This is a genomic window from Humitalea sp. 24SJ18S-53 (genome assembly GCF_050632385.1).
Classification (GTDB): domain Bacteria; phylum Pseudomonadota; class Alphaproteobacteria; order Acetobacterales; family Acetobacteraceae; genus Humitalea.
Map to the genome: position 1 here is coordinate 4,176,025 of NZ_CP192599.1, position 24,235 is coordinate 4,200,259.

A 24,235-nucleotide genomic window follows, 5' to 3' on the forward strand; every position below is an offset into this window, starting at 1 on the left:
CGCGCCATGGCAGCCCTCCTCGATCTCGCGATCCGCCGCGACCCGGACACCGGGCAATTCGGTCTTGCGATCGAGGGCCGCGACCTTGCCTGGGATCGCACCGCCGCCACGCCCATGATCATTGGCCTGGGCACCGATCGCTGGGCCAAGCCTGACGACATCCTGCCCGATGGCACGCGCGCGGCCGAGGCGACCGAGGTCGGCGCGCGCCGTGGCTGGCCGGGCGATGCCGTGCTGGGCGGGCGCATCGGTTGCCGGCTTTGGCTGCTGGCCCGCGAAAAGCAGCGTGAAACCACCCGGCTACGCGCCATCGCCTATGCCGAGGAAGGCTTGGCCAGCCTGCGTGATCGCGGCTTCGACGTATCGGTCGAGGCCACCTGGCTCAGGCGCGGCTTGCTGTCCCTGACCGCCCGATCTGGCACGTCGACCCTCACCATCCAGCGCCAGGTGGCCGCATGACCTGGCCCGTGCAGACGCCGGAGGCGATCGCCGAACGCATCGCCGCCCGCATCGAGCAGGCGTTTCCCGGCACGGATCCTCGGTCGAACGACACCGCGCTCGGCGTGTTGACCGCGGCCGTCGCGATGGAACTCTTCGACGTTCACCTGTTCCAGCAGATCGTCGCGCGCGAGGCGATGGTGGACACGGCCGACGCCTGGCTGGAACGGCACGCCAATACCTGGGGCACGCAGCGCGTGCCGGCAACGCGCGCGGCGGGGCTGACGACCTTCCTGGGGGCGGATGGCACCGTCATTCCCGCCGGTACCGCACTGCGCGCAGGCGACCTGGCTTTCAGCACCACCACGCTATCGACCATCGGCGTGGGCGGCAGCCTGGATGTCGCAGTGCAGGCCGACGCGCCGGGCATCGCGGGCAACCTGGTGGCCGGCGTGACCCTCACGCTCGTCTCGCCGATCGCCGGGCTATCGGCGCAATCGGCCGTTGTCGCGGCGCCGGGGCTCAGCGGCGGGGCGGGCGATGAGGGGGATGAGGCGCTACGGGCACGGGTGCTGGCCCGCATTCGCCGGCCCCCGATGGGCGGGCGAGTGGATGACTATGTCGCCTGGGCGCGCTCGGCCTCGGCCGACATCGCGCTGGTCAGCGTGATCCCGCTGCACCTCGGCCTCGGCACCGTTGGCGTCATCGTCGCGATGACGGGACCGCGCGCGCCGACCGGACCGGAACTGGCGCTTGTCGTTGCGGCGATCGAAGCGGAGCGCCCGGTCACCGCCGCCGTCACCGTGCTGGGTGCCACGACGCTGGCGGTGAACATCACCCTGTCGATCAGCCCCGACAACAGCGCGACGCGCGCCGCCGCGACGGCCGCCCTGGCGGCATTCTTCCTGGCCGAGGGCGCGATCGGCGCGACCATGCCGCTGTCGCGGATCTCCGAGGCGCTGTCCTCCGCCAATGGCGAGTACAGCCACATCCTGACGGCGCCGGCTGCGGCCGTGGTGCCGACCGCCACGCAGGTGCCGGTGCTCGGCACCGTGACGTTTACCTGATGCCGCGCGACACCGCCGCCGTCACCGCCGCCCTGCTGGCGCTGCTGCCGCAGGGCTGGGCCTGGTCGCGCAGTCCTGACGCTGTCGCGGTACGGCTGTTGGCGGCGCCGGCAGCCGAGATCGCGACGATGGAGGCCGCGATCCAGCAGCTGCTGGACGAGGTCGCCGACCCGCGCCTGGCCGATGCGATGCTGCCGGATTTCGAGCGCGTGCTCGGCCCCGATCCCTGCGGCCGCGACATGGCGGAGCTGGGCGCGCAATCCCGGCGCCTGATCGCGCACCAGCGCTGGACGCTGCGCGGCGGCGCCAGCATCGGCTTCTTCACAGACCTCGCAGCGCTGGTCGGCGTGCCGATCACGATCGAGGAGATCGTGCCCAGCGAAAGCGGCCTTGAAGAATGCAGCTACGAACTGATCCCGCCGGAGCAGCGCTTCGTGTGGATCGTGCACCTGCCGGCCACGAGCCTGATCGAACACGAATGCGGCGTGGCCGAGGCCGGCGATCCGCTCGGCGATTTCGAGGCGAGCCTCGTGGAATGCGTCATCCGTGACCACGCGCCGGCCCACACCCTGCCTATTTTCTCTTACGCCTGAGGCGCCGCGATGGACCGGATCAACAGCAGCAACACCATCGACATCGGCGGCGGCCGGCGCGGCTTCCGCGACAGGAACGAAGGCAGCGGCATTCGCGGCACCTTCGTCAACGCGGCCCACCACAACGCCATGCAGGAGGAAGTGCTGGCAGCCGTCGAGGGCGCGGGGTTGGTGGCGAACCCTGGCGTGCTGACACAATTGTGGCAGGCCATTCGGCGCATCGCCGGCGGCTATGCCTCGGTCCGCACTGCCAGTGCCACACTGACCGCCGATCACGCAGGCGTCGTGACGATCGCCGCGGCGGCCGACATGACCCTGACCCTGCCGGCTGCGAATGCCGCGGGCGCGACACCGATCCGCTACACCTTCGTTCGCACGGACACGACGGCTTTCGTCGTGACCTTGGCGCGCGTCGGGTCCGATATCATCGAGGGGCTGACCAGCATCACGGTGCCAGTCGGCAGCCGGATGACGCTGCTGTCGGATGGCGTGTCTGCCTGGCGGTTGCTGGGTGGGCAGGCTGCCCTGAATGGCATGGCCGTCTATGTCGCCAATGGCAGCTTCACCGTGCCCGCCGGGGTGCGGCGCATCCGGGGGCGCGGCTGGGGCGCAGGTGGCGGCGGCGCCGGCAATATCAACACCTCCTCCGGTGTGTCAGGCGGTGGCGGTGGTGGCTATGCGGAGGGCTACTTCGACGTCGTCCCGGGCCAGGTGCTGGCCGTCACCATCGGCGTGGCGGGTGTCGGTGGCACCAACGTCGTCAGTGGTAACGGCACAGTCGGCGGCACCACATCGCTTGGCGCCTTGCTCAGCGCCACGGGCGGCGGGCCGGGGCTTTACAGCAACGCTTCCGGTGGTCTCGGAGGCGTCGGTTCTGGCGGACAGCTCAACATCGGGGGGGATCAGGGCGGCACCGCCTCGCCAGTCGGCGGGTCATACATCGGCGGCTATGGCGGCACGGCGTTCTGTGCCGCGCCCGCCGGCCCGAACATCAGCGGGCAAGGGTTGGCCGGCCGGTTCCCGGGCGGCGGCGGCTCGGGCTCCAGCGCCAATAACTTCGGCGGCAACGGCGCCCCCGGCTACCTGATCGTGGAGTGGTGAGCATGGCGTTCGCACGCATCGTCGACGGCCGCGTGGCCGAGATCATCCCCGCCAGTGAAACGCCAATCGCCGAGCGCTTCCACCCAGACGTCGTCGCGACCTTGGTCGCGGCAACACCGGATGTGACAGAGTGCTGGACCTGGGACGGCCAGGCCTTCGCACCACCGCCCGCACCCGAACCGGCGCCCGCCATCCGCGTCATCCGCAGCCTGGCCTTCCGCGAGCGCCTGGCCGAGGACCGCCGCGCCGACCTGAACGTCGCCGCGATGCAGGCGGCCGTCGCCGGCGACGGCACGCTGCTGAGCTTCCTCTTGGACCAGACAGCCGGCACCACGACACACCTGGACGATCCGCGCGTCGTGGCGGGTGTCGCCCAGTTGCTGAACCAGGGGCTGGTCTCCGGCGTCGAGGCCGCGGCGCTGCTGGCGGATGGAACATCGGAAGAAGCCGCCTAGATGCCGCTGGCGCCCCCCGTTCGGCTGCTGATCCGCCAGTCGCCCATCGGCATCCCTGGCCCACCGGTCGGCGGATCCGGCGCGCGCATCCGGATCGAGGCGCGGGACGAATTCAACGCGCCGATCGACCCGGCCGATCTGGAATTGTGGGTCCGGCGTCCCGGCCTCGGCGCGGGGACGGTGCTGAAGTTCACCCTCGCCAACCTCACCAGGCTGTCGCTTGGGGTGTTTTACGCGGACGTGCTGTTCGACGCCGCCGGGGTTTGGGTCTTCGAGGCGCGGTGCAATGCGCCACGCATTGGTCGGTCTGATCCCTTGGCCCTGACCGTGGCGGCCAGCCGCGTGCAGCCGGCCGCGCCCCCGGGCGCGATCCTGGTCACCGAGGACCTGGACCCGGTGATGTTGCAGGATGGCGGCTTTCTGACGGTGCAGCGCGTCAGCGCGCTGCCTGTGACCGAGACACTACTGCCCGATGACACGATCCACCTGGTGCGTGGTGGGACCTCGCAAAGCGTCACCGGCGACGTGCTGTTGGCTGCGGCCGGCACGGCGTTGGCGGCCGTCCAGCCGCAGCTCGACGCCACGACCGAAGCGGCGGCACTGGCCGTGGCCGCACAGGGCGTCGTGGAGGGCGCCGTTCTTCTGGCCCAGGCCGCAGCCGATAGCACGGCCGCCAGCGTGGCGGGCGCATCCATCATGGCCGCGACCAAGATCCTACTCGATGCGATCGTGGTGGACCCCTTCACCGGCGGCCCCATCGCCCAGTTGCGGCAGGGGACGGTCCCGGGCAGCGCGGCCGACGCGGGGATCTATCGCTACGTTGGCATCAACTGGGTCCGTGAGAGCGATACGGTGCCGCGGATCCAGGCGCGGGTCGATGCAGTTGAGATCGCGGCCAGCTTTGTGGAGGACGCGCCCCTCGTCACAGGCTTGGCACTCGCCGTCGTCAACGAGTACGGCGATATCGGCTTGTCGCTGTCGGACGATGGCAAAACCTTCGCGGTCGGAAATGCGGAGATCATCGACGCAGGCGGCGACACGCGGCTGGCACGTAGCGATGGCGCGTCGGCGATCGACCTAACGGCGACCGGCGTCACCCTCCCCGGCATGATGTCGGGCGTCATTCCATCCGATCGGTATTCCCTCGCGATTGCTGATGAGGATGGGCACGTCGGCTTTGGCGTCCTCGCCGACGGCTCCGGTGTCGATGCGGGGGGCTTCACGCTGCGACTGAACGGCGGGCGTGAGGCGGAACTGGTAGGGCCGGACGGTTCCGTCCTGCTGACCGGGTTGCTTAGCGGAGCGGGCCTGGGCCTGGCAGGCATGGAACTGGCCGAGGTCGCCTTCGGCGATTTCGGCGTCATCTATGTGGATGAGTTCGGCTTTGTTGGGGCCGGCTTGAAGCTCGACGGCACGCAGGTCGGCACCGGCTTGGGCGGCACGTCAAGCGACGAGTATTCCCTGGCTGAGATCGAGGCGCGCAACAGTCGCGCCCTCGCGCTATCGGCACAGGCGGCGCGCGGCTACGTGGCTGATGTGCAGCGGCCAACTGCGCAGATCAACCACTTCATCGGCTACGGGCAGTCGCTGTCGAATGGCACCGAAGGGTGGCCCGCCGTCACAAAGACCGCGCGCGACGCCGGCCTGTCGATGATGGGCCTGAGCGTGCACCCGACCAGCGGCGTCGCCACGACCTGGGCGCCGGTTGGCGGCAGCGCGGCGTTCCAGGCGCTCGTCGCCACTGTGCGCAGCACGGTGACCACGGGGATCCTCTCCGATGTGGAGGTGGCGGCCCTGGCGCCTGGCGCGACCAACCTGGGAGAGACGATCCTTGAGGGCGCCCTGGCGTTTCTCCGACGCGCCTGGCTGGATCACCTCGCGCTATCTGCCGACCCCGCCCGCAGGTTCCTCGCGTCATCCTGTGGCGTCGGCGGGCGCAGCATCGCGGCGCTGTCGCGCGGTGCCAGCCCGGACCTGTTCGACCGCCTGGTGACCTGCGCCACCGCGGCAAAAGCCATCGCGGACGCGGCGACGCAGACCTATGCGGTGCCGGCGATGCTCTATGCCCAGGGCCAGCAGGACTACGGCGACGGCACGACCGAGGCGACCTTCAAGGCGGCGACGGGTCAGCTATTCGACGACTTTGCTGAGTATGTCTGCGGCGGGGTCGCCGGGCAGACCCGTCCGCCGGCGATTTTCCTGTTGCAGCCGGGCGGCATCTGGACCGCGGACGCGCTGCAACTCGCCATGGGTATGGCGTCGCTCGAACTGGCGGAGGAACGCGGTAACGTGTTCTGCGTCGGCCCTGACTACCCCGTGACGGACAAAGGCGGCCACCTCACCAGCAACGGGTATCGCTGGTTGGGCCAGCAGGTCGGCAAGGTCATGTATCGCGTGCTGGTGCGCGGTCAGGACTGGCGCCCGCTCTCGCCGATCAGCGCGACATGGCGCGGGCAGCAATGCCTGGTGTCGTTCTATGTGCCCGAGCCGCCGCTGGTTTTCGATCTGCCGTATGTCGGGCTCACCGCGACGACTTACGTGGGGAAGGGATTCTACGCCTATGATGACGACGGTGCGGTGACGATCGCCGAAGCTGAGATCGCCGGCGACGCAGTCGTCTCGCTCTCCCTTGCGCGCGCCGTGGTCGGCGATCTGCGCATCCGCTACGCCGGGTCGGCGACCTACTCCGGGCAGGGCTGCTTGCGCGATAGCGATGCCACCGTCGCGTCGGAGAACTACGAGTACAACGCCGGCACCGGCCAGGGCGCGGGCGAGAATCTCGCAGCACTCATCGACGAGCCTTATCCCCTGCACAACTGGTCCGTGGCGTTCGATATCGCCGCGACCGCTGATTGAGGACACCCTGACATGGCGACGCTTATTCGTGTTCCTGGCGCGGATTTCTCCGCGAACGCGCTGGGGTTTCTGCCGCCGGTCGCTGACGGTTTGCAGGGCTGGTGGTATTTCGGCGGAACGCTGGCGCAGTCGATCCGTAACCTGGCGCCGGGCGGCGTGGACGCGACCGCGACCGGGTCGCCGGCGGTAAGCACCGGGCATATCAGTTGCATCGGGAACTCGGTCTACCTCAACACGAGCATCCCCGAGACGGCCGAACTGACCATCCTGATCGCGCTTCGGTCGTTTGCGACATTCGCAAACACGGCAAATGAAGTCATGCCGCTGAGCACCTACGGATCGAACGGTGGCGCCGGCTTTTGGTTGGCGAAAAGCGGCGCGTCGGTTGGCCCCATTGGCATTCTCCGCGCGCACTCATTCGTCGATAACGCGGGCGCATATCTCCAGGTGCCGGCCAGCATCACGGAAGCGAACCTATCCACATGGAAATTCGCGTCGATGACCGTTGATGATGGTGTCGGCACGAACGTCTATGACCAGACGGGCGGGCTGACCGCGGCGGGGACCAGCGCCCTGGCGCGCAAGATCGTCGTCCCGCCGCGGACATTCCGGATTGGCAGTTCCTACAACACGTCATTCCAGGGCGGCGTCGATCTCGCCTTCGCCGCCATTTACAGCCGGGTGCTGACGCTAGCCGAACGTACCAGTGTCTATGCCGCGGCGCAGATCACCCTGGCCCGCCGAGGGATCACGGTGTGAACCCCAGCAGCGCCGCGCGCTGACTTGACCCTGTTTCCCGCCCCGAAAGGGCGGGGGTTCGGGGGCGCCAACCCCCTCACCGCCGGCTCGCACCGGCACGGATAAACCGCCCCACCCCACCTCGGCCGAGGCCTGGGGACAATGGAGGATGCCGTGTCAGAGTCGAGTCCGCCCCAAATCCCCGCGCGCCCCGCGGTGCCCGTCGCGCCCTGGCAGGGCGGCAAGCGCAACCTGGCCGCCCGGCTGATCACCCGCATCGCGGCGATCCCCCACACCACCTATGTCGAACCCTTCGTCGGCATGGGCGGCGTCTTCCTCCGCCGGCCGTTTCGCGCGCGGGCCGAGGTCATCAACGACATCTCCGAGGACGTGGCGGTGCTGTTCCGCTGCCTCCAGCGCCACTACCAGGCGCTGCTCGACATGCTGCGCTGGCAGCTCACCAGCCGGGCCGAGTTCGAGCGCCTGGCCGCGGCCACGGCCGACAGCCTGACCGACCTGGAGCGTGCGGCCCGGTTTCTGTACCTGCAAAGGACGGCTTTTGGCGGCAAGGTGCGCGGCCAGTCCTTCGGCGTGTCGCCGGCGGCCCCGGCCCGGTTCGACGTGACGCGGTTGGAGGCGATCCTGGCGGAGGTGCATGAGCGCCTCGCCGGCGTTGTCATCGAGCGCCTGCCCTGGGCGGTGCTGATCGCCCGCTACGACCGACCTGAGACACTATTCTATCTGGATCCACCCTATTGGGGTTGCGAGGGCGATTACGGCGCCGACCTGTTCGCTCGAGAGGATTTTGAGCGCCTGGCGGCGCAGCTCGCGGGGATCAAAGGGCGGTTCCTGCTGAGCCTCAACGATGTGCCAGGGGTGCGGGAGACGTTTCGGGGCTTCGCGATCGAGGCGGTGGAGACCAGCTACTCGCTCGGCGCCGCCCGGCGCGGGGCGGAGAAGGGGCGGGTGGGGGAAGTCATCGTGTCAAACATGAGGTGAGGAAGGCGGTGTTGTGCGCATTGAGGGCAGTGCGTCCTGCCGCCGACCGTAGCTGCTGGAACCTGCCGCCGGCGAAACATAGGCTACCTTCTCCATGGCCCGCGCTCGCTCTTGGTCCTCTCGGTATTTGGCATCCTTGATGAGCAGGTCGTGGCGGAGCGACTGGATGCTGCGCAAGGCGACGAGAAAATTCGATGTCCCCACACCGCAATAACCGAGACCAATGCCACTCAACACACTCAAGATTTGTGCGCCGATGTGCCACGCTCCATCATTGTTGGCCGGCCATTCGATGGCTTTGATTGTCACGAACAAGGCGATCACCACCACATACGCGATAAAAAGCGTTATTGCGCGCTGCTGCTGCTGGCGCAGCTCACGGGCGACGAGAGCGATCTGCTCCGATGGCAACGAACCGGGATTGAAGACGGTCGCAAGGAGGAACATCAGCTGGATGAGAAAGGCGCCCAGCACGGAAAACGCTGCGATTACTTCCGCAGCCATGCCCTTTAGGTTCGCAATGGGCACAAACCATCCTAGGACGCCCGCGCTGGCGATTACGAAAAGGGGAAGTGCCTTCTTCATCGTCATATGCCCCTTTCGTTCTCCTCCTACACCTTGATGTAACCCTTCTCCACGAAAGACTTGTAACTCGAGATCATCGCGCGCAACACGTCTTCCCGGTCCAGAAGCCCATGTTTGATCGCGATGCGCGCCTGTTGGCTTACTCGAAGGCTGTCGCCTGAAACCTGGCCATCATCGGTTTCGATGCTGATATCCTGGTCTTCAAGATTTCGAACGGCTTCCGAGACAGCGTCGAGCGGTACCCTTTCGACGCTTTTTCTGCTTCGACGGAAACCAAACCGAACTTTGACGTTGACCTCCTGATCGGGGGGAATTTCACTTAGCAGCCGTTCCGCCTTCGAATGATCCGCAATCACCACGTCGAGAATTCTTCGTAAAACTCCTCGATCGACTGTATCGAGTGCGGCGTCGCGGTGGACGTCGGTTTCCTTTTGAACCACCTCCACCCTTGTTCGCCCGTCTACCTCTGTTCGGCCGTTCGCTGGAGGTGGACCAATCGTTATGCTTTTAACTCCGAGCGCCTTTCGGCGTTCTGACGTGAGAGCCATTTTGTCGATTAGGACGACCGATGTCCCCGAAAAAAGCGCATGCGGCCCGGCCGCGAGTAACCAAGCGAGATAATCCTCCAGTTGGCGACGTCTTGCGTTCGCCCCCTGCACCACCATTACGTGGTCGTCGATGATGAGCCAAAAAGTCAGCGCATCGAGAAATTGCTGCCGGTCGGGTGCTGGCACCGAATCGATATCCAACTCAGGGCTATGCTCGGCCTCCAATAGCAGCGGTAAAAAGCTACCGGGGCGATAGCCAACTAATTCCCCGAAAATGTAGGACCTGCTCTCGTCTGCAGACGCGGTATCGCGCACGTGATTTATGAGAAGGCATTCATCTTCGCCGCTAGATCCAGCGGTGATCATTCGACGGCTTTGCCAGTTCGAGGATAACGTGGGTTTGCCGTCGACCGAGGATGCCAGGGTCCGTCGTATGGCCACCTCTAGCGTCAACCCCACCGCGGTCGGCTGGAAAGTGGCGTTGCGGTAAATCACACGCGATACTCGCTTCGTTGGCTTAGCTTCGGACATGCGAATCCTCCCCGGATTCGTATCCTGGCCGAACTGAGCACCCTGTTCGAGACCATTCCTCAAATGTTATGGAAGCCGTCGAAGCTCGAAAGAGGCTGCCCGCGATGGGTACCGGCTGTTGGCCGTCTGTCGACACTGCCGCTACCAAGCCCCAGTGATGCCCCGCCGCTTATAGCGAGGCCGGGCATCGTCCGCTCAACCGACTGGCTGAGGTGCTATGCTGCACCGAGTGCGGGGTACGGGACAGGTTAGGTTTTGGATCACCGCGCGATTACGACGACGTGCTCTGAAAGGCCTTTCAGACCCGTCTCAAACGACCTTCAGCGCCGCTTAGCAGGCTGTTCTTCTGCGGCCTTGCCGCGCGCCATGGTCAGGACGAACCGCTTGCCGGCGTCCGACAGCCCGTCCCAAATCGCCAGCATCTCGATGCGGCCCCTGGTACCGACCGGATTGTAGGACCAGCCCGGTGCCTGATCGCGGCCATCGTCGTTGGCGGAGGCGGGAGGGGCGGGGGGACTGAGGGGGGGCGTCATGCCACTATCGTATCAGGAGGGGCGAGGTCAGCCAGCGACGAAGTGTTGCTAGGTGGGCTGCTCGCAGGAGAGTGTTCTGAGGCGGCAGTGGATTTCGAAGTTGGTGCGGAAAGCCGTGGCAAACACTGCGAAACCTCGTGTCACGCTTCACCGGCCGAGGTCATCAACGACGCGAGCGGCGAGGTGGCGAACCTGTTCAGGGTGCTCCAGCGGCACTTCGTCCCGATGATGGACATGCTGCGCTGGCAGGTGACCAGCCGGACCGAATTCGAGCGGCTGCGCCTGGCCGTGCCCGGCACCCTGACCGACATGGAGCGCGCCGTCCGATTCCTCTACCTTCAGCGCAACGCCTGGGGCGGCAAGGTCCGGGGGCAGAATTTCGGCGTCAATCCCAGCGCTCCGGCCCGATTCGACGTGACCAAGCTCGCCCCGATCCTGGAGGCCGTCCACGATCGCCTCGCCGGCGTCACCATCGAATGCCTGGGATGGGAGGAGCTGCTGCACCGCTACGACCGGCCGGATGCCCTTATCTATATGGACCCGCCGTATTGGGGGTCTGAAAGCGACTATGGCGACGGGCTGTTCGGCAAGGCCGATTTCGCCCGGATGGCGGAGGTTCTGGCCGGGCTGAAGGGCAGCTGGTTGCTAAGCCTAAACGATACGCCGGGCGTCCGAGAGTGCTTCGCCGGCTTTGAGTTCGAGCGGGTGGAGACGTCCTATTCCATCGCCGGCGGGAAGCGGCAGGGCGGAAAGGTTGGCGAGGTCATCATCAGCCGGCCGGCGCCGAAGCCACGCGGGCCAAAGGGGCGGTGAAACGGGCGTTTATTGCGGGTCGGCGTGTCCAGAACCTCGCGACAATCTGTCCAAAATCGCCCGGCGCGCTACACGCGCCGTGCGCCGCGCCGGCCTGTCCCTCATCACCACCGCCCGCCGCCTCGGCTTCCTCTCCGCGCTCAAGGGCCCGCCCTTCCTCCTGCCGAATGAGGATTTGTCCGAAACCTACCGCCGCGTGACGAACCAGGTCCTGGCGAACCTCCTGGCCGACTGGCGCCGCATCCCCAAGGGGCTTTTGACCGCCTGCGGCAAGCTCCTGGCTTTTGCGGCTGGGCGAAAACGCCTCCCCCGCTGCCTGGAACCGCTGTGATACCGGCCCGCGGTGGCATCCTGTCGTTACTCCGGTCTAGGCTGGCCACCACACGCGCAGAACCAACGAGGATCGCCATGAACCGCCGGACCCTGATCGCCGCCCCCCTCGCCGCCCCCGCCTTGCTGGCGCTGCCGGCCCAGGCGCAGCCCGCCGGCGTGGTGATGGAGGAGTTCCTGATCCCCGGCGGCGCCCCCGGCGTCGAGATCTACCTGCGCAACAAGCGCCCCGAAGCCGCGACCGCCGCCCGCGCCGACCGCACCATCCTGATCTGCCACGGCGACACCTACCCCGCGAGCACCGTCTTCGACCTGCCGCTCGGCGGGCTGTCCTGGATGGACTACATGGCCGGCCGCGGCTTCGATGTCTGGTGCGTGGATATCCGCGGCTATGGCCGCAGCACCCGCCCCGCCGCGATGGCCCAGCCGCCGGACGCCAACCCGCCCCTGGTGCGCGGGACCGAAGCCGTGGCCGATATCGCCGCCGCCGCCGCCCATATCCGCAGCACGCGCGGCGTGCCCAAGCTGATCCACATGGGCTGGTCCTGGGGCACCAGCCTGCAGGGCCGCTTCGCCGCGGAAAACCCGGGCCTGGTCGAACGTCTGGTGCTCTACGCGCCGCAATGGGTCAGCCCCACGCCGACGCCCGTGTCGCCCAGCCAGCCCACCATCCAAGCCTATCGCACCGTGACCCGGGCGCAGGCGCGGGAACGCTGGATGAACGGCGTGCCCGACAACAAGCGCGCCGCCCTGATCCCCGCCGGCTGGTTCGAACACTGGGCCGATTCGACCTTTGCGACCGACCCGGAGGGCAGCCGCCGCGTCCCCTCCGTCCTGCGCGCCCCCAACGGCGTGCTGCTCGATGCCCGCGAATCCTGGGCCGCCGGCGTGCCTTGGTATGATCCCGGCAAGCTGACCATGCCGGTGCTGGTGACCGTCGCCGAATGGGACCGCGACACGCCACCCGCCCTGGCCGTCGCCCTCTTCCCCGCCCTGACCGCCAGCCCCGGCAAGCGCCTGGTGATGCTGGCCGAGGGCACGCACAGCATCGTCATGGAACGCAACCGTGGCGCCCTGTTCCAGGCCGTGCAGGTCTTCCTGGAAGAAAATATTGCCGCCTGACGGCGCCCCCGGCCCGGCGCGACGCCGGGCCGGATCACGCCGCTACTCGATGCGGATATTCGCGTTCCGGATCAGCGCCGCATACCGGTCCGCATCCCGCCGCAGAAGCGCCACGGCATCCGCCTGGGTGCCGCCACCCGGCAGAAACCCCGCATCGCGGATCCGGGCACGCAGGGTCGGGTTCGCCAGGGCCGCATTGACCCCCTCCACCCAGCGCGCCGCGATGGGTTCCGGCAGGCCGGGCGGCCCCATCACCATGTACCAGACATTGGCATCGAACCCCGGAAAGCCCGACTCGGCGACCGAGGGCACATCCGGCAGCCACTCCACCCGCTGCGGCATGGTCGTCGCGATCGCCCGCACCCGCCCCGCGCGAATATGCGGCAGGTATGTCGGCAGCGTGTCGATGGCGATGTCGATGCGCCCGGCCATGATCTCGTTCACCGCCTGGCCGGTGCCGCGGAACGGCACGTGCGTCATCTGCAACCCGGCCTCGAAACTCAGCAATTCCGCCGCCAGGTGCTGCTGCGTCGCCACGCCGGAGGAGGAGTAGTTGAGCTTCCCCGGATTGGCCCGCGCATGCGCCAGGAATCCCTGGAAATCCTGCGCCGGGCTGGCCATCGGCACGACCGCCACCAGCGGCACCGTGCCGGCCAGGACCACGGCCGTCTGCTCGGCAAAAATGTCGAACGGCGGCGGCTTCATCAGCGGCGGCACGACGGCCGAGGCGCTGACCGTCGTCATCAGCATGGTGTACCCATCCGGCCGCGCCCGCGCATTCGCCGCGGCCGCCAAGGTGCCCGAGGCGCCGGCGCGATTCTCGATCGCGATCGGCTGGCCGAAACTCTCCTGCAGGGCGGGTTGCAGGAAGCGGGCGATGATGTCGGTGCCGCCCCCCGGCGCGAAGCCGACCAGGAAGGAGATCGGGCGCGTGGGATACGCCTGGGCCCTGGCGCGGGTCGCAGCCAGGACGATGGGCGCGGCCAGCAGGCTGCGGCGTTGAAACATTATAGATCCTCCCTTTATTGGCGGGGAGAATGGCGCGGGCAGCGGATTGGGGAAAGCCCCGCTCAGCCCTTTCGCATCAGATGCGCCAGGCAGGCCTCGAACCCCACAAGGTCGGTGAAGCGGGCGGCGGGTGGCACATCGCGCACGACCATCACCCCGCCGCCGAGCGCGATACCGCCGTCGATCATCAGATTGTCGTGCAGGTCGAAATCCTCCAGCGACATGCCGTCCTGGTCCTCCCAAACTCCATCCGCCCGGCGCCGCGCATGCCCGCCCAGCATCGCCAGGGTGCGCGAGGTGAAGCGCTGCGTGACATTCGAATACCCCGCCACCGGCCGGCTGAGTGCGCGGAAGAACCCCAGCTCATACACCGTGCCGGCATCGGCGCTGGGGCCACGGAACGGGGTCAGGTTGGCGATCAGCGCGTCGCAGTCGCGCAGATGCGCCTCGTTGCGGGCGTAGATGGACATGGCGCGGCTTTGCGCGCCCTCGGCGGCGTCGAGGTCCGACGGCGGCCAGGGGTCGGTGGGGAAAATGCCCTCGGCGCCATAGGCCACGCACAGCGCCTTCTTCGCGGCCGCGGCGGCGCCCGGGTCGGGCAAGAACACATCGGGGCCGGCCAGGTAAATGCGCATTCAGTGCAGGATGCCCGAGGTGCGCGATTGTTTCCATCTCCCGTCGGTTGCAAAGCCGCAGGCGAGAGGGCCGAATGCCGCCATGGACCTCGAAGCAGAATACAACAACCGCGCCCGCGTGCCCGGCCACCCCGCCATCATCGCCGCCTGGGCCAGCGACTCCGCGGCCTGGCGGGCCGCCTGCCCGCGGGTGGAGCTGGGCCTGCCCTATGGCACCGCGCCGCGACAGGCGATGGATGTGTTCTGGCCCGGCGACCGCGATGACGTGCCCTTGGCCGTCTGGATCCACGGCGGCTACTGGCAGGGGCTGGACCGCAGTTTCGCCAGCCATTGCGCCCGGGGGCTGAATGGGCGTGGCATCGCCGTCGCGGTGCCGTCCTATACGCTGTGCCCGGAGACCACAGTCTCCGGCATCGTCGCGGAAATGCTGGCCGCCTGCACGTTGCTGTTTGCGCGGCACGGGCGGTCGATGCTGGTCGCGGGGCATTCGGCCGGCGGGCAATTGGCGGCGATGATGGCCCATGCCCTGCCGCGGGAGATGGTCGGCGCGATCCTGCCGGTGTCGGGCGTGTTCGAGTTGGAACCGCTGCTGACAACCACCATCGCCACACCCCTGCGGCTGGACGCCCCGACCGCGCGGAAACTCTCGCCGCGCTTCCTGCCCGCGCCGGGGGTCGTCACCCATGCCGTGGTGGGGGCCGACGAAAGCGACGAATACCTGCGCCAGACCCGGGACTTCGCCGAGGCCTGGGATGGCACCTGGGAAGCGGTCCCGGGCGCGGACCACTTCACCGTCATCGCCCCCTTCGCCGACCCCGAGGCGCCGCTCGTGGCCCTCGCGGAAAGGCTTGCGCGGGCGTGATGCTTTAGGCTTAAAATATCTGCAACAACGGGAGACTGGGTTATGCATCAGGGGATTCTGGGTCGCCGCGCGTTGATCGCCGGCACCACCGCATTGGCGACCACCGGGCTGTCGATGCCCGCCGTGCATGCGCAGCCCGCCGCCGGCATCAAGATCGGCGTCGTCGCCGTGCTGACCGGGCCGCAGGCGGCGCTGGGCACGCATCTGCGCGATGGCTGGATGCTCGGCATGCGGCACCTGGACGGCAAGCTGGGTGGCGTCGCGACCGAAACACTCGTGATCGACGATGAACTGCGCCCCGATGTCGCGGTGACCAAGGTCCGTGCCGCGATCGAGCGCGACAAGGTGGATGTCGTCGTCGGTGTCGTGTTCAGCAATGTCCTCGCCGCGATCATGCGCCCGGTGACCGAGACCAACACTTTTCTCATCAGCACCAATGCCGGGCCTTCGACCTTCGCCGGGCGTGGTTGCAACCCCTTCTTCTTCACGACCTCCTACAACAACGACCAGGTCCATAGCGTGATGGGCCAGTCGGCGACGGATTCCGGCTATCGCCGGGTCTTCGTCATGACGCCGAACTACCAGGCCGGGCGCGATGCCGTCGCGGGCTTCAAGTCCCGCTTCAATGGCGAGATCGTGGAAGAGGTCTATGTGCCGTTGACGCAGCTCGATTTCTCGGCCGAGCTGGCCAAGATCGCGTCGCTGCGGCCGGATGCGATCTTCACCTTCATGCCAGGCGGGCTGGGCGTGAACCTGGTGCGGCAGTATCGCCAGGCGGGGCTGGCCCATATCCCCTTCCTCTCCACCTTCACGGTGGATGAGAGCACGCTGCCCGCGCAGGGCGCGGCGGCCGAGGGCTTCTTCGCCGGCTCCACCTGGGCGCCGAACATGGACAACGACCAGAACCGCCGCTTCGTCCGCGATTTCGAAGCGCAGTTTTCCTACATCCCCGCCTCCTACGCGGCACAATCCTATGATGCGGCGATGCTGTTGGACTCGGCGGTCCAGAAAGTCGGCGGGCGGTTGGCGGACAAGGACGCGCTGCGCACTGCTATCCGGGCCGCGGATTTCCAAAGCACGCGCGGCGCCTTCAAGTTCGGCGTGAACCACTACCCGGTGCAGGATTTCTGGCTGTGCAAGGTGGAGCGCCGGCCGGACGGCAAGTTCCAGACCGCGACGGTGCGCAAGGTGCTGGAGAACAACGTGGATCCCTACGCCGCCGAATGCCGGATGCGCTGATCGATCCATGTCCACGACGCTGCTGCTCGTCCAGGGTCTGAACGGGCTGCAGCTCGGCATCCTGCTGTTTCTTGTCGCCGCCGGGCTGACCCTGGTGTTCGGCGTCATGGATTTCATCAACCTGGCGCATGGCGTGCAGTACATGCTGGGCGCCTATCTGGCCGCGGCTTTTGCCGCAGTGACGGGGTCGTTCTGGCTGGCGTTGTTGTGCGCGCTGCCGGCGGCGCTGGCCTTTGGCCTGCTGCTGGAATGGCTGGTGTTCCGGCACCTGTATGACCGCGACCATCTGTCGCAGGTGCTGGCGACCTTTGGCGTGATCCTGGTGCTGAACCAGGGCGTGAAACTGGTCTGGGGTGCGGCGCCCCTGCAGGTGCCGATGCCGGAATTGCTGTCGGGCGGTGTGGAGATCATGTCCGGGCTGCGCTACCCGGTCTATCGCATTGCCATCCTGGCCACGGGCCTCGCCACCGCCGGGCTGTTGTGGCTGGTGGTGGAGCGGACAAAGATCGGCATGCTGGTGCGCGCGGGGGCCACCAATGCACCGATGGTCGCGGCGCTGGGCGTCGATATCCGCCGGCTGTTCATGGGCGTCTTCGGCTTCGGCGCGATGCTGGCGGGGTTTGCCGGGGTGATGGCGGCCCCCATCCTGTCGGTCGAACCGGGGATGGGCGACAACCTGCTGATCCTGGCATTCGTCGTCATCGTCATCGGCGGCATCGGCAGCGTGCGCGGCGCCTTCATCGCGGCGCTGATGGTCGGGTTGATCGAGACGCTGGGCAAATCGCTGATGCCGGATCTGATGCGGTTGTTCATGGACGCGTCATCGGCGCGGCAGACCGGGGCGGCGCTGGCGTCGATGCTGATCTACATCGCCATGGCGGCGATCCTGGCGGTGCGCCCGGCGGGGCTGTTCCCGGTGCGGTCCTGATGCGGCGCGACCTGCCGGCGCTGGCGATTTTGGCGCTGTTGGCGGCTGCGCCCTTCATCGGCTTTGGCGAGGGGCATGTGCTGACGTTGCTCGCGCGCGGGATGATCTTTGGCGTGGCGGCGGTGTCGCTGGCGCTGATCGTCGGCGGTGCTGGGCTGGTGTCGTTGGGTCATGCGGCGATGCTGGGGTTTGGGGCCTATGCGGTGGTGATCCTGGACAAGGCGGGCATCACCGATGCGGCCATCGTCTTGCCGGTGGCGATCGCGGCGGCCGCGGGGTTTGCGCTGGTCACGGGTGTCATCGCCATCCGGACCACCGGCGTACATTTCATCATGATCACCCTGGCCTTTGGCCAGATGGCCTTCTTCACCGCGGCGTCACTGTCGGCCTATGGCGGCGATGATGGCTATACGCTGTATGGCCGCACCGAGGTGCTTGGGCGGCGGTTGATGGAAAACCGGCTGGCCTTCCACTTCATCTGCCTGGGCGCGCTGGCGCTGACCTGGCTGGTGTGCCGCCTGGTGCTGGCATCGCGGTTTGGGCGGGTGCTGCGGGCGTCGCGAGAGAACGATTTACGGGTTCAGGCCGTGGGCCTCGCACCCTATGGCTATCGCCTGACCGGCTATGTCATCGCGGGCGCGCTCGGCGGTTTGGCGGGATTCCTCCTGGCCAATTCGGCGGAGTTCGTGGCGCCGGCCTACCTCTCCTGGCAGCGGTCGGGTGAGTTGCTGTTCATGGTGATCCTAGGCGGTCTTGGCGGCTTGCATGGCGCGATGCTGGGCGCGCTGGTGTTTGTCGTGCTGGAAGAATACCTGGCCCACGCGCTCGGCGAACACTGGCGCCTGGTGTTTGGGCCCATGCTGATCCTGTCAGTGCTGTTCCTGCGCGGCGGGTTGGCGGGGCTGCCGGGGACCTTGCGGGGGCTGCGCCGTGGCTGACGCCCTTCTGGAGTTGCGTGACCTGCGCAAGGCCTTTGGCGGGTTGCAGGTCACCGATGGGGTGAACCTGGACGTTTTGCCCGGCGAAATCCACGCCGTCATCGGCCCCAATGGCGCCGGCAAGACCACGCTGATCAACGAAATCACCGGCCGGCTGTCGCTGGATTCGGGCCACGTCATCTTCTGCGGCCAGGATGTGACGCATCTGTCGATGGCGGCGCGCGCGCGGCGCGGGCTCGCGCGGTCCTTCCAGATCACCAGCATCATCCCGGGGTTCTCCGCGCTGGAGAATACCGCGCTGGCGGTGCAGGCGCGCAGCGGATCGTCGTTCCGTTTCTTCCGCCCGGCATCGACCGAATCGCGGCTGAACGCGCCGGCGCTGGAGGCGTTGGATGCCGTCGGCCTTGCGCATCGCGCCGACGTGCCCGCCGGGTCGCTGAGCCATGGCGAAAAGCGCCAGTTGGAACTGGCCATCGCCATCGCGACAGCACCAAAACTGCTACTGCTGGACGAACCCCTGGCCGGGGCGGGCCCGGAGGAAACCGAGCGGCTGATCGGCATCCTGCGCGGGCTGACCGCGCGCTATGCGATCCTGCTGGTCGAACACGACATGCGCGCGGTGTTTGCCTTGGCGGATAGGATTTCGGTGTTGGTCTATGGGCGCCTGATCGCGACGGGCGATGTCGCGAGCATCCGCGGCGATGCCGCGGTGCGCGCCGCTTACCTCGGCGAAGACGAGGCTGCGTGATGCTGGGCCTGCAAAACCTCACCGCCGGATATGGGGAAAGCCAGGCGCTGTTCGGTGTCGATGTGTCAGTGGCAGCCGGTGAGGTTGTGACTCTGCTCGGCCGCAACGGCATGGGCAAGACGACGACGGTGCGCGCGATCATGGGACTGTTGCCGAGCGTCGGCGGGCGCATCCTGGGGGGGGCGATGCAGTTCGATGGCGCGAGCCTGGTCGGACTGCCGCCGCATCGCGTCGCGCAGCGCGGCTTGGGCCTGGTGCCCGAGGGCCGCCAGATCTTCCCCACCCTCACGGTCGAGGAAAACCTGATCGCCACCGCCGCCGACCGCGACGGGCGCGGGCGCTGGACTTTGCCCGCGATCTACGCCTTCTTCCCCCGCCTGCGCGAACGCCGCGGCAATTCCGGCGCGAAATTGTCGGGCGGCGAACAGCAGATGCTGGCGATCGGCCGCGCGCTGATGACCAATCCGCGGCTGCTGATCCTGGACGAGGCGACCGAAGGCTTGGCCCCCATCATCCGCGCCGAAATCTGGTCGGTGCTGGCGCGGTTGAAGGCCGAGGGCCAGGCGATCCTGCTGATCGACAAGAACCTGGGCGCTGTCATGCGCCTGGCCGACCGCCACGTCGTCATCGAGAAAGGCCGGACCGTCTGGACCGGCAGCAGCGCCGAACTGGACGCCGATCCGGCCGTGCGCGACGATTATCTGCATCTTTGAGAGGGAGACATCACATGAGCGAAACCGCAGGCATCACCCGCGCCGGCACCGGCCTGGATGGCGTAGTCTGGAATATCCTGGGGCAAACCTATTTCCCCAAGCAGGCGACAGACGACTGCTTCGCCTTCGAGGCGATCAGCCCGCCCGGCACCTTCGTGCCGCCGCATATCCACCCGACGCAGGATGAATACATCCTGATGCTGGAAGGGACGTGGAAACTGATCCTCGATGGCCAGGAGCATGTCGCCAAGGCCGGCGACCTGGTGCGCATGCCGCGCGGGATCATGCATGGCTATTTCAACGAAAGCGGCACCGTCGGGCGTGCGTTCTTCTGGGTCAGCCCGGCGCGCCGCCTGCATGATCTGTTCCGTGCGATCCACAATGTGCCCGACCCCGCCGAAGTGATGCGGCTGTCGGCGCTGCATGAGGTGGACTTCCTGCCCCCGCCGGGCTGATGGCCGATCTGCGTGGGGCGTTGCCGTCGGACGCCGCCGACCTGGCGCTGCTGTTCGGCACCACCCCGCGCGTCATGGCGCTGCGTTTGGAAGCCCTGGCCCGCGACCCATCGGGCACGGTGCTGGTCGCGCTGGGGGGGAGTGGCGCCGTGGTCGGCGTCGTCGCGCTGCACTGGGCGCCGAGCCTGCAAACCGACCGCGCCGTGGCAAAGATCAGCGCGCTGGTGGTGGCCGAGGATGAACGCCGCCAGGGCATCGGCCGCGCGTTGATCAAGGCGGCGGCGCAATCGGCCCGCGTCGCCGGTTGCGATACGATGGAGATTGTCGCGACCGGCGCGTTCTTCGACGCGCTGGGCTTCGTCGCTACCGGGCCGTCGCTGTCGCGCCGCTTGCGGAAACAGGCGTGACGGCAAAGCCCGCCATCGCGGCATAGCCGCCGGCGATGGCGGCCAGTTCCTCGCGCGCGATCACATCTTCCAATCGGGTGAAGCCATCGGGGGCGCGTTCGCTGACGACATCGACCACACGCTCCGGCCCGCCCATGCGATTGCTGGTGACGATGGCCGCAGTTTTCGGCCGGCGTTCGGCGTCATAGGCGACCAGCGCATCGGGCACGGCCGTGCCGTCGAGCAACGCTGCCAGGCAGCGCGCATCCAGGATCGCTTGCGACGCGCCATTCGACCCGACCGGATACATCGGATGCGCTGCGTCGCCGAGCAAAGTCACGCGGCCCAAGGTCCACCACGGCAGCGGATCGCGGTCGCACATCGGGTATTCGAAGAATTCCGGCGTGGCGCGGACCAGCGCCTCGACATCGATGAACGGCAGGCGGAAGCGACGGACATGCGGCAGCAGTTCGGCGAGTCGGCCGGGCCGCGACCAGTCTTCCCGCCGCGGTGGGGCGCTGCTGCCATCGCCCTGGCGGACGCAGATGACCCAGTTGGTCAGCCGCGTGTCGGGGCGCGTGCCCGCGGCGATCGGGTAGAGCACCAGTTTTTCCGCCATATCGCCGGCGATGGCCATGACGTCACCGCCCTCATAGGCCGGCCAGTCCACCGCACCGCGCCACATCTGGATGCCGTTCCAGCGTAGCCCGCCATCATCCGGGTGCAGCGTGCGGCGGATGACCGAATGGATCCCATCGGCGCCGACCAGGGCGGTGCCGGTCGCGGTGCGGCCATCGGCGAAATGGGCCGTCACGCTATCGATGGTTTGCGAAAACCCCGTCAGCAGCGCGCCGGTGATCAGTGCGGCGTCGCCCAGGCGCTTGCGCACGGCGTCCCAAAGCATAGTGTGCAAATGGCCGCGATGGATGCTGAACTGCGGCACGTCGTGGCCCGCGTGCGTTCCGCGCGCTTCGGTCCAGATTCCTTGGCCAAAACGGTTCAGATAGCGCAATTCGCGCGTGCGGATCGCGCAGGCGTCCAGCGCCGGTAGCAGCCCCAGCGCGGCCAGTTCGCGGATAGCATGCGGCAGGGTGTTGATGCCGACGCCAAGGGATCGGACCTCCTGCGCAGCCTCGAACACCGTGCAGGGAATGCCGCGTTCATGCAGCGACAGGGCGAGCGTCAGCCCGCCGATGCCGCCTCCGGCAATGAGGATGGTCATTCGGCGGCCTTTGCGAAGGTGGGCACGGTCGGTTTGGGGCGGGCCTTGCGGCGCAACTCGCGCAGGTCTTCCTGATCGCGCGCGACGGTGCGCAGCAGCGCCTGGCGGCCGTATTCATAGGGCGGCGGAACGCGCACGGATTTTTCACCGTACTGCGCGGCCGCATGCAGGGTGAAGGCGGGGTCGGCCAGATGCGGCCGCGCCAGCGCCACAAGGTCGGCGCGCCCGGCCGCCAGGATGGTGTTCACCTGGTCGGCGGAGGTGATGGAGCCCACGCACATCGTGGCGATCCCGGCCTCATTGCGGATCATGTCCGCCCAGGGGACCTGGAACATCCGGCCGTAGCGCGGTTCGGCATCGGCCACGGTCTGGCCGGTGGAGACATCGACCAGATCGACCCCGGCCGCGGCGAAGGCGCGGGCGATGGCCAGCGTATCAGTGTCGGTGATGCCACCTTCCGCCCAATCGGTCGCGCTGATGCGCACGGACATCGGCCTTTCCGCAGGCCAGGCCACGCGCATGGCGCAAAAAACCTCCAGCGGAAAGCGCAGCCTGTTCTCGATGCTGCCGCCGTAGTCATCGTGGCGCGTATTGGTCAGGGGCGAGAGGAAGGAGGCGAAGAGATAGCCGTGCGCGCAATGCAGTTCCAGCATATCGAAGCCGCAGCGCACACCGCGCGTCGTAGCGGCGACGAAGTCGGCCTTGACGCGATCCATGTCTGCGCGGGTCATCGCGCGGGGTGTCTGATTTTCCGGCGTGTAAGGAATGGCGGAGGCGGAGATCGCCGGCCAGGCGCCCGTTTCCAGCGGCCGGTCCATGCCCTCCCACATCAACCGCGTGCCGGCCTTGCGGCCCGCGTGGCCGAGTTGCAGCGCGATCTTCGCCGGTGCATGCGCATGACAGAAATTGACGATGCGGGTCCAGGCGGCTTCCTGCTCATCGTTCCACAACCCCGCGCAGCCGGGCGTGATCCGCGCATCGGCACTCGGGCAGGTCATTTCCGTGAACACCAGCCCGGCGCCACCGACCGCGCGCGCGCCGTAATGCATCAGGTGCCAATCGCCGGGCAGACCATCCGTGGCGGAATACTGGCACATCGGCGACACGACGACGCGGTTCGGCACGGTCATCCCGCGCAGCGTGAAGGGCTGGAACATCGGCGCGCGATTGCCCGTGCCAAAGGCCGCCTGCGTCGCCGCGACGAAGCCGGGCGCGCGCAGCAGCAGATTGTCCCAGGTGATCGACTTGCTGCGCGTCATCACGCCAAAGGCGAAACGCGTCGGGTCCATGCCCCAGAAACGTTTTACCTGTTCGAACCAGACCAGCGAGACATCCGCTGCGTGCTGGGTCTTCTCCACATCCTCACGCCGGCCGGTTTCGAAGCGGGCGAGCGCGGTCGCCATGTCGCCGCCCGCCTGGATCGCGCCATGCAGGGCGATGGCGTCCTCCATCGCGAGTTTCGTGCCGCTGCCGATGGAAAAATGCGCCGTGGCCTTGGCGTCGCCCAGCAGGACGATGTTGTCCTTCACCCAGCGTTCGCAGCGGATCATCGGGAATTGGCGCCAGAGGCTGCGGTTGGTGGTCAGGCGGTGGCCCTGCAATTCCTCGGCAAAAACGGTTTCCAGGTAGCGGGCGCTCTGTGCCTCATCCATCGCATCCAGCCCGGCGCGGACAAAGGTTTCCGGGTCGGTTTCCAGCACCCAGGTGCTGGCATTCGCCTCATACTGGTAGCAATGGGCGATGAAGATCCCGACAGGGGTTTCCTTGAAGAAGAAGGTGAAGGCATCGAAGGGGCGCGTGCTGCCCATCCAGGTGAAGCGGTTGGGACGCAGGTCGGTATGCGGCTTGAAGTGATCGAGGTGCGCGTTGCGGATGGCGCTGTTGATACCATCGGCGCCGACGATCAGATCGGCATCGGGAAAATCCTCGGGCGAGGCGTCGGTGCGGAACAGCAGTTCGACACCCAGCGAGCGCGCGCGGTCCTGCAGGATCATCAACAACGTGCGCCGCGCACAGCCGCAGAAGCCGTTGCCGGGCACGCGCGTGACCACGCCCTTAGCCTGGATTTCGATGTCGTCCCAATAGGCAAAGGCATCGGTGATGGCGCGGAAGGAAATCGGGTCCGCGGCCTCGAACGCCGCCAGGGTCTGGTCGCTGAACACCACGCCGAAGCCAAAGGTATCGTCGGCGCGATTGCGTTCGACGACGGTGATCCGCGCCTTCGGGTGGTCGCGTTGCATCAGGATGGCAAAATACAAGCCGGCGGGGCCTCCGCCGATAACCGCGATGCGCATGTGACGGCCCTCCTGCTGCCGGCAATCTGCCGCAAACGCTTGCGGTCAGGCAAGATAATGTTTTAGGCTTCAAGTATTCCGCAAGGGGGACACGCCGT

At 67.4% G+C, this 24,235-nt stretch carries 26 protein-coding genes; 19 read left to right on the forward strand and 7 right to left on the reverse strand.

Annotation, left to right across the window (positions count from 1 at the left end; genetic code table 11):
• The first annotated feature begins 6 nt into the window (after nucleotides 1–6).
• The 8 genes from ACQW02_RS19985 to ACQW02_RS20020 all read left to right on the forward strand — a co-directional run bounded on the left by ACQW02_RS19985 (nucleotide 7) and on the right by ACQW02_RS20020 (nucleotide 8,247).
• Nucleotides 7–459 (forward strand): phage GP46 family protein, encoded by a 453-nt coding sequence (locus tag ACQW02_RS19985; RefSeq protein WP_431281668.1) that lies wholly within the window; start codon nucleotides 7–9, stop codon nucleotides 457–459.
• Nucleotides 456–1,505, forward strand: a complete 1,050-nt coding sequence (locus tag ACQW02_RS19990) for a baseplate J/gp47 family protein (protein WP_431281669.1) — start codon at nucleotides 456–458, stop codon at nucleotides 1,503–1,505. The genes ACQW02_RS19985 and ACQW02_RS19990 overlap by 4 nt, the downstream gene beginning before the upstream one ends.
• Complete coding sequence (locus ACQW02_RS19995; protein WP_431281670.1) at nucleotides 1,505–2,098, forward strand: YmfQ family protein; 594 nt, start codon at nucleotides 1,505–1,507, stop codon at nucleotides 2,096–2,098. Before ACQW02_RS19990 ends, ACQW02_RS19995 begins: the two co-directional genes overlap by 1 nt.
• 9 nt (nucleotides 2,099–2,107) lie before the next feature.
• Nucleotides 2,108–3,199 (forward strand): hypothetical protein, encoded by a 1,092-nt coding sequence (locus tag ACQW02_RS20000; RefSeq protein WP_431281671.1) that lies wholly within the window; start codon nucleotides 2,108–2,110, stop codon nucleotides 3,197–3,199.
• Between the two features lie 2 nt (nucleotides 3,200–3,201).
• The gene (locus tag ACQW02_RS20005; RefSeq protein WP_431281672.1) at nucleotides 3,202–3,654 is read left to right on the forward strand and encodes a hypothetical protein; all 453 of its coding nucleotides are present in this window, start codon (nucleotides 3,202–3,204) and stop codon (nucleotides 3,652–3,654) included.
• Nucleotides 3,655–6,510: a hypothetical protein gene (locus ACQW02_RS20010; RefSeq protein ID WP_431281673.1), complete on the forward strand. Its 2,856-nt coding sequence runs from the start codon at nucleotides 3,655–3,657 to the stop codon at nucleotides 6,508–6,510.
• 12 nt (nucleotides 6,511–6,522) lie between these two features.
• On the forward strand, nucleotides 6,523–7,269 hold the full coding sequence (locus ACQW02_RS20015) for a hypothetical protein (protein WP_431281674.1): 747 nt from the start codon (nucleotides 6,523–6,525) through the stop codon (nucleotides 7,267–7,269).
• 153 nt (nucleotides 7,270–7,422) lie between these two features.
• Nucleotides 7,423–8,247: a DNA adenine methylase gene (locus tag ACQW02_RS20020; RefSeq protein ID WP_431281675.1), complete on the forward strand. Its 825-nt coding sequence runs from the start codon at nucleotides 7,423–7,425 to the stop codon at nucleotides 8,245–8,247.
• On the opposite strand, the gene ACQW02_RS20025 is transcribed toward ACQW02_RS20020, so the two are convergent.
• The 3 genes from ACQW02_RS20025 to ACQW02_RS20035 form a co-directional block, all read right to left on the reverse strand.
• The gene (locus ACQW02_RS20025) at nucleotides 8,233–8,838 is read right to left on the reverse strand and encodes a hypothetical protein (RefSeq protein WP_431281676.1); all 606 of its coding nucleotides are present in this window, start codon (nucleotides 8,836–8,838) and stop codon (nucleotides 8,233–8,235) included. The genes ACQW02_RS20020 and ACQW02_RS20025 overlap by 15 nt on opposite strands.
• 20 nt (nucleotides 8,839–8,858) lie before the next feature.
• Nucleotides 8,859–9,911 carry a hypothetical protein gene (locus ACQW02_RS20030; protein ID WP_431281677.1) on the reverse strand — a complete coding sequence of 351 codons (1,053 nt, stop codon included), beginning with the start codon at nucleotides 9,909–9,911 and terminating at the stop codon, nucleotides 8,859–8,861.
• A 320-nt stretch (nucleotides 9,912–10,231) separates the two neighbouring features.
• The gene (locus ACQW02_RS20035) at nucleotides 10,232–10,444 is read right to left on the reverse strand and encodes a hypothetical protein (RefSeq protein ID WP_431281678.1); all 213 of its coding nucleotides are present in this window, start codon (nucleotides 10,442–10,444) and stop codon (nucleotides 10,232–10,234) included.
• 87 nt (nucleotides 10,445–10,531) lie between these two features.
• Here ACQW02_RS20035 and ACQW02_RS20040 point away from each other — a divergent pair, with 87 nt between their 5' ends.
• From ACQW02_RS20040 to ACQW02_RS20050, 3 genes are all read left to right on the forward strand, one after another.
• Nucleotides 10,532–11,257 (forward strand): DNA adenine methylase, encoded by a 726-nt coding sequence (locus ACQW02_RS20040; protein ID WP_431281679.1) that lies wholly within the window; start codon nucleotides 10,532–10,534, stop codon nucleotides 11,255–11,257.
• Nucleotides 11,258–11,336: 79 nt separating this feature from the next.
• Nucleotides 11,337–11,588: a hypothetical protein gene (locus ACQW02_RS20045; protein ID WP_431281680.1), complete on the forward strand. Its 252-nt coding sequence runs from the start codon at nucleotides 11,337–11,339 to the stop codon at nucleotides 11,586–11,588.
• A gap of 77 nt (nucleotides 11,589–11,665) precedes the next feature.
• Entirely contained in the window at nucleotides 11,666–12,709 is a 1,044-nt protein-coding gene (locus tag ACQW02_RS20050) for an alpha/beta hydrolase (RefSeq protein WP_431281681.1), read from the forward strand.
• A 42-nt stretch (nucleotides 12,710–12,751) separates the two neighbouring features.
• On the opposite strand, the gene ACQW02_RS20055 is transcribed toward ACQW02_RS20050, so the two are convergent.
• Together ACQW02_RS20055 and ACQW02_RS20060 are read right to left on the reverse strand one after the other, a co-directional pair.
• Nucleotides 12,752–13,717, reverse strand: coding sequence for a Bug family tripartite tricarboxylate transporter substrate binding protein (locus ACQW02_RS20055; RefSeq protein WP_431281682.1), 966 nt, complete (start codon nucleotides 13,715–13,717; stop codon nucleotides 12,752–12,754).
• A 62-nt stretch (nucleotides 13,718–13,779) separates the two neighbouring features.
• Entirely contained in the window at nucleotides 13,780–14,352 is a 573-nt protein-coding gene (locus tag ACQW02_RS20060) for a nucleoside 2-deoxyribosyltransferase (RefSeq protein ID WP_431281683.1), read from the reverse strand.
• An 82-nt stretch (nucleotides 14,353–14,434) separates the two neighbouring features.
• Between ACQW02_RS20060 and ACQW02_RS20065 the strand changes: the two genes are divergently transcribed.
• The 8 genes from ACQW02_RS20065 to ACQW02_RS20100 are packed head-to-tail and all read left to right on the forward strand — an operon-like array spanning nucleotide 14,435 to nucleotide 20,642.
• A complete protein-coding gene (locus tag ACQW02_RS20065; protein ID WP_431281684.1) occupies nucleotides 14,435–15,214 on the forward strand; it encodes an alpha/beta hydrolase in 780 nt (259 codons plus the stop codon).
• A 42-nt stretch (nucleotides 15,215–15,256) separates the two neighbouring features.
• Nucleotides 15,257–16,453, forward strand: coding sequence for an ABC transporter substrate-binding protein (locus tag ACQW02_RS20070; RefSeq protein ID WP_431281685.1), 1,197 nt, complete (start codon nucleotides 15,257–15,259; stop codon nucleotides 16,451–16,453).
• A gap of 7 nt (nucleotides 16,454–16,460) precedes the next feature.
• Complete coding sequence (locus tag ACQW02_RS20075) at nucleotides 16,461–17,381, forward strand: branched-chain amino acid ABC transporter permease (protein WP_431281686.1); 921 nt, start codon at nucleotides 16,461–16,463, stop codon at nucleotides 17,379–17,381.
• Nucleotides 17,381–18,319, forward strand: coding sequence for a branched-chain amino acid ABC transporter permease (locus ACQW02_RS20080; RefSeq protein WP_431281687.1), 939 nt, complete (start codon nucleotides 17,381–17,383; stop codon nucleotides 18,317–18,319). The genes ACQW02_RS20075 and ACQW02_RS20080 overlap by 1 nt, the downstream gene beginning before the upstream one ends.
• Nucleotides 18,312–19,067, forward strand: coding sequence for an ABC transporter ATP-binding protein (locus ACQW02_RS20085; RefSeq protein ID WP_431281688.1), 756 nt, complete (start codon nucleotides 18,312–18,314; stop codon nucleotides 19,065–19,067). The genes ACQW02_RS20080 and ACQW02_RS20085 overlap by 8 nt, the downstream gene beginning before the upstream one ends.
• Nucleotides 19,067–19,780 (forward strand): ABC transporter ATP-binding protein, encoded by a 714-nt coding sequence (locus ACQW02_RS20090; RefSeq protein WP_431281689.1) that lies wholly within the window; start codon nucleotides 19,067–19,069, stop codon nucleotides 19,778–19,780. The genes ACQW02_RS20085 and ACQW02_RS20090 overlap by 1 nt, the downstream gene beginning before the upstream one ends.
• Before the next feature lie 14 nt (nucleotides 19,781–19,794).
• Nucleotides 19,795–20,235, forward strand: coding sequence for a cupin domain-containing protein (locus tag ACQW02_RS20095; protein WP_431281690.1), 441 nt, complete (start codon nucleotides 19,795–19,797; stop codon nucleotides 20,233–20,235).
• The gene (locus ACQW02_RS20100; protein WP_431281691.1) at nucleotides 20,235–20,642 is read left to right on the forward strand and encodes a GNAT family N-acetyltransferase; all 408 of its coding nucleotides are present in this window, start codon (nucleotides 20,235–20,237) and stop codon (nucleotides 20,640–20,642) included. Before ACQW02_RS20095 ends, ACQW02_RS20100 begins: the two co-directional genes overlap by 1 nt.
• Here the strand turns inward: ACQW02_RS20100 and ACQW02_RS20105 are convergent.
• Nucleotides 20,599–21,843, reverse strand: a complete 1,245-nt coding sequence (locus tag ACQW02_RS20105; RefSeq protein ID WP_431281692.1) for a flavin-dependent oxidoreductase — start codon at nucleotides 21,841–21,843, stop codon at nucleotides 20,599–20,601. The genes ACQW02_RS20100 and ACQW02_RS20105 overlap by 44 nt on opposite strands.
• On the reverse strand, nucleotides 21,840–24,137 hold the full coding sequence (locus tag ACQW02_RS20110; RefSeq protein WP_431281693.1) for a bifunctional salicylyl-CoA 5-hydroxylase/oxidoreductase: 2,298 nt from the start codon (nucleotides 24,135–24,137) through the stop codon (nucleotides 21,840–21,842). Before ACQW02_RS20110 ends, ACQW02_RS20105 begins: the two co-directional genes overlap by 4 nt.
• Nucleotides 24,138–24,235 lie beyond the last annotated feature (98 nt).

Excerpts from the sequence above, each read along its gene's own strand:
- ACQW02_RS19985 (WP_431281668.1), top strand. The coding sequence starts at position 7 with ATGGCAGCCCTCCTCGATCTCGCGATCCGCCGCGACCCGGACACCGGG.
- ACQW02_RS19990 (WP_431281669.1), top strand. The coding sequence starts at position 456 with ATGACCTGGCCCGTGCAGACGCCGGAGGCGATCGCCGAACGCATCGCC.
- ACQW02_RS19995 (WP_431281670.1), top strand. The coding sequence starts at position 1,505 with ATGCCGCGCGACACCGCCGCCGTCACCGCCGCCCTGCTGGCGCTGCTG.
- ACQW02_RS20000 (WP_431281671.1), top strand. The coding sequence starts at position 2,108 with ATGGACCGGATCAACAGCAGCAACACCATCGACATCGGCGGCGGCCGG.
- ACQW02_RS20005 (WP_431281672.1), top strand. The coding sequence starts at position 3,202 with ATGGCGTTCGCACGCATCGTCGACGGCCGCGTGGCCGAGATCATCCCC.
- ACQW02_RS20010 (WP_431281673.1), top strand. The coding sequence starts at position 3,655 with ATGCCGCTGGCGCCCCCCGTTCGGCTGCTGATCCGCCAGTCGCCCATC.
- ACQW02_RS20015 (WP_431281674.1), top strand. The coding sequence starts at position 6,523 with ATGGCGACGCTTATTCGTGTTCCTGGCGCGGATTTCTCCGCGAACGCG.
- ACQW02_RS20025 (WP_431281676.1), bottom strand. The coding sequence starts at position 8,838 with ATGACGATGAAGAAGGCACTTCCCCTTTTCGTAATCGCCAGCGCGGGC.
- ACQW02_RS20030 (WP_431281677.1), bottom strand. The coding sequence starts at position 9,911 with ATGTCCGAAGCTAAGCCAACGAAGCGAGTATCGCGTGTGATTTACCGC.
- ACQW02_RS20035 (WP_431281678.1), bottom strand. The coding sequence starts at position 10,444 with ATGACGCCCCCCCTCAGTCCCCCCGCCCCTCCCGCCTCCGCCAACGAC.
- ACQW02_RS20050 (WP_431281681.1), top strand. The coding sequence starts at position 11,666 with ATGAACCGCCGGACCCTGATCGCCGCCCCCCTCGCCGCCCCCGCCTTG.
- ACQW02_RS20055 (WP_431281682.1), bottom strand. The coding sequence starts at position 13,717 with ATGTTTCAACGCCGCAGCCTGCTGGCCGCGCCCATCGTCCTGGCTGCG.
- ACQW02_RS20060 (WP_431281683.1), bottom strand. The coding sequence starts at position 14,352 with ATGCGCATTTACCTGGCCGGCCCCGATGTGTTCTTGCCCGACCCGGGC.
- ACQW02_RS20065 (WP_431281684.1), top strand. The coding sequence starts at position 14,435 with ATGGACCTCGAAGCAGAATACAACAACCGCGCCCGCGTGCCCGGCCAC.
- ACQW02_RS20070 (WP_431281685.1), top strand. The coding sequence starts at position 15,257 with ATGCATCAGGGGATTCTGGGTCGCCGCGCGTTGATCGCCGGCACCACC.
- ACQW02_RS20075 (WP_431281686.1), top strand. The coding sequence starts at position 16,461 with ATGTCCACGACGCTGCTGCTCGTCCAGGGTCTGAACGGGCTGCAGCTC.
- ACQW02_RS20080 (WP_431281687.1), top strand. The coding sequence starts at position 17,381 with ATGCGGCGCGACCTGCCGGCGCTGGCGATTTTGGCGCTGTTGGCGGCT.
- ACQW02_RS20090 (WP_431281689.1), top strand. The coding sequence starts at position 19,067 with ATGCTGGGCCTGCAAAACCTCACCGCCGGATATGGGGAAAGCCAGGCG.
- ACQW02_RS20095 (WP_431281690.1), top strand. The coding sequence starts at position 19,795 with ATGAGCGAAACCGCAGGCATCACCCGCGCCGGCACCGGCCTGGATGGC.
- ACQW02_RS20100 (WP_431281691.1), top strand. The coding sequence starts at position 20,235 with ATGGCCGATCTGCGTGGGGCGTTGCCGTCGGACGCCGCCGACCTGGCG.
- ACQW02_RS20105 (WP_431281692.1), bottom strand. The coding sequence starts at position 21,843 with ATGACCATCCTCATTGCCGGAGGCGGCATCGGCGGGCTGACGCTCGCC.
- ACQW02_RS20110 (WP_431281693.1), bottom strand. The coding sequence starts at position 24,137 with ATGCGCATCGCGGTTATCGGCGGAGGCCCCGCCGGCTTGTATTTTGCC.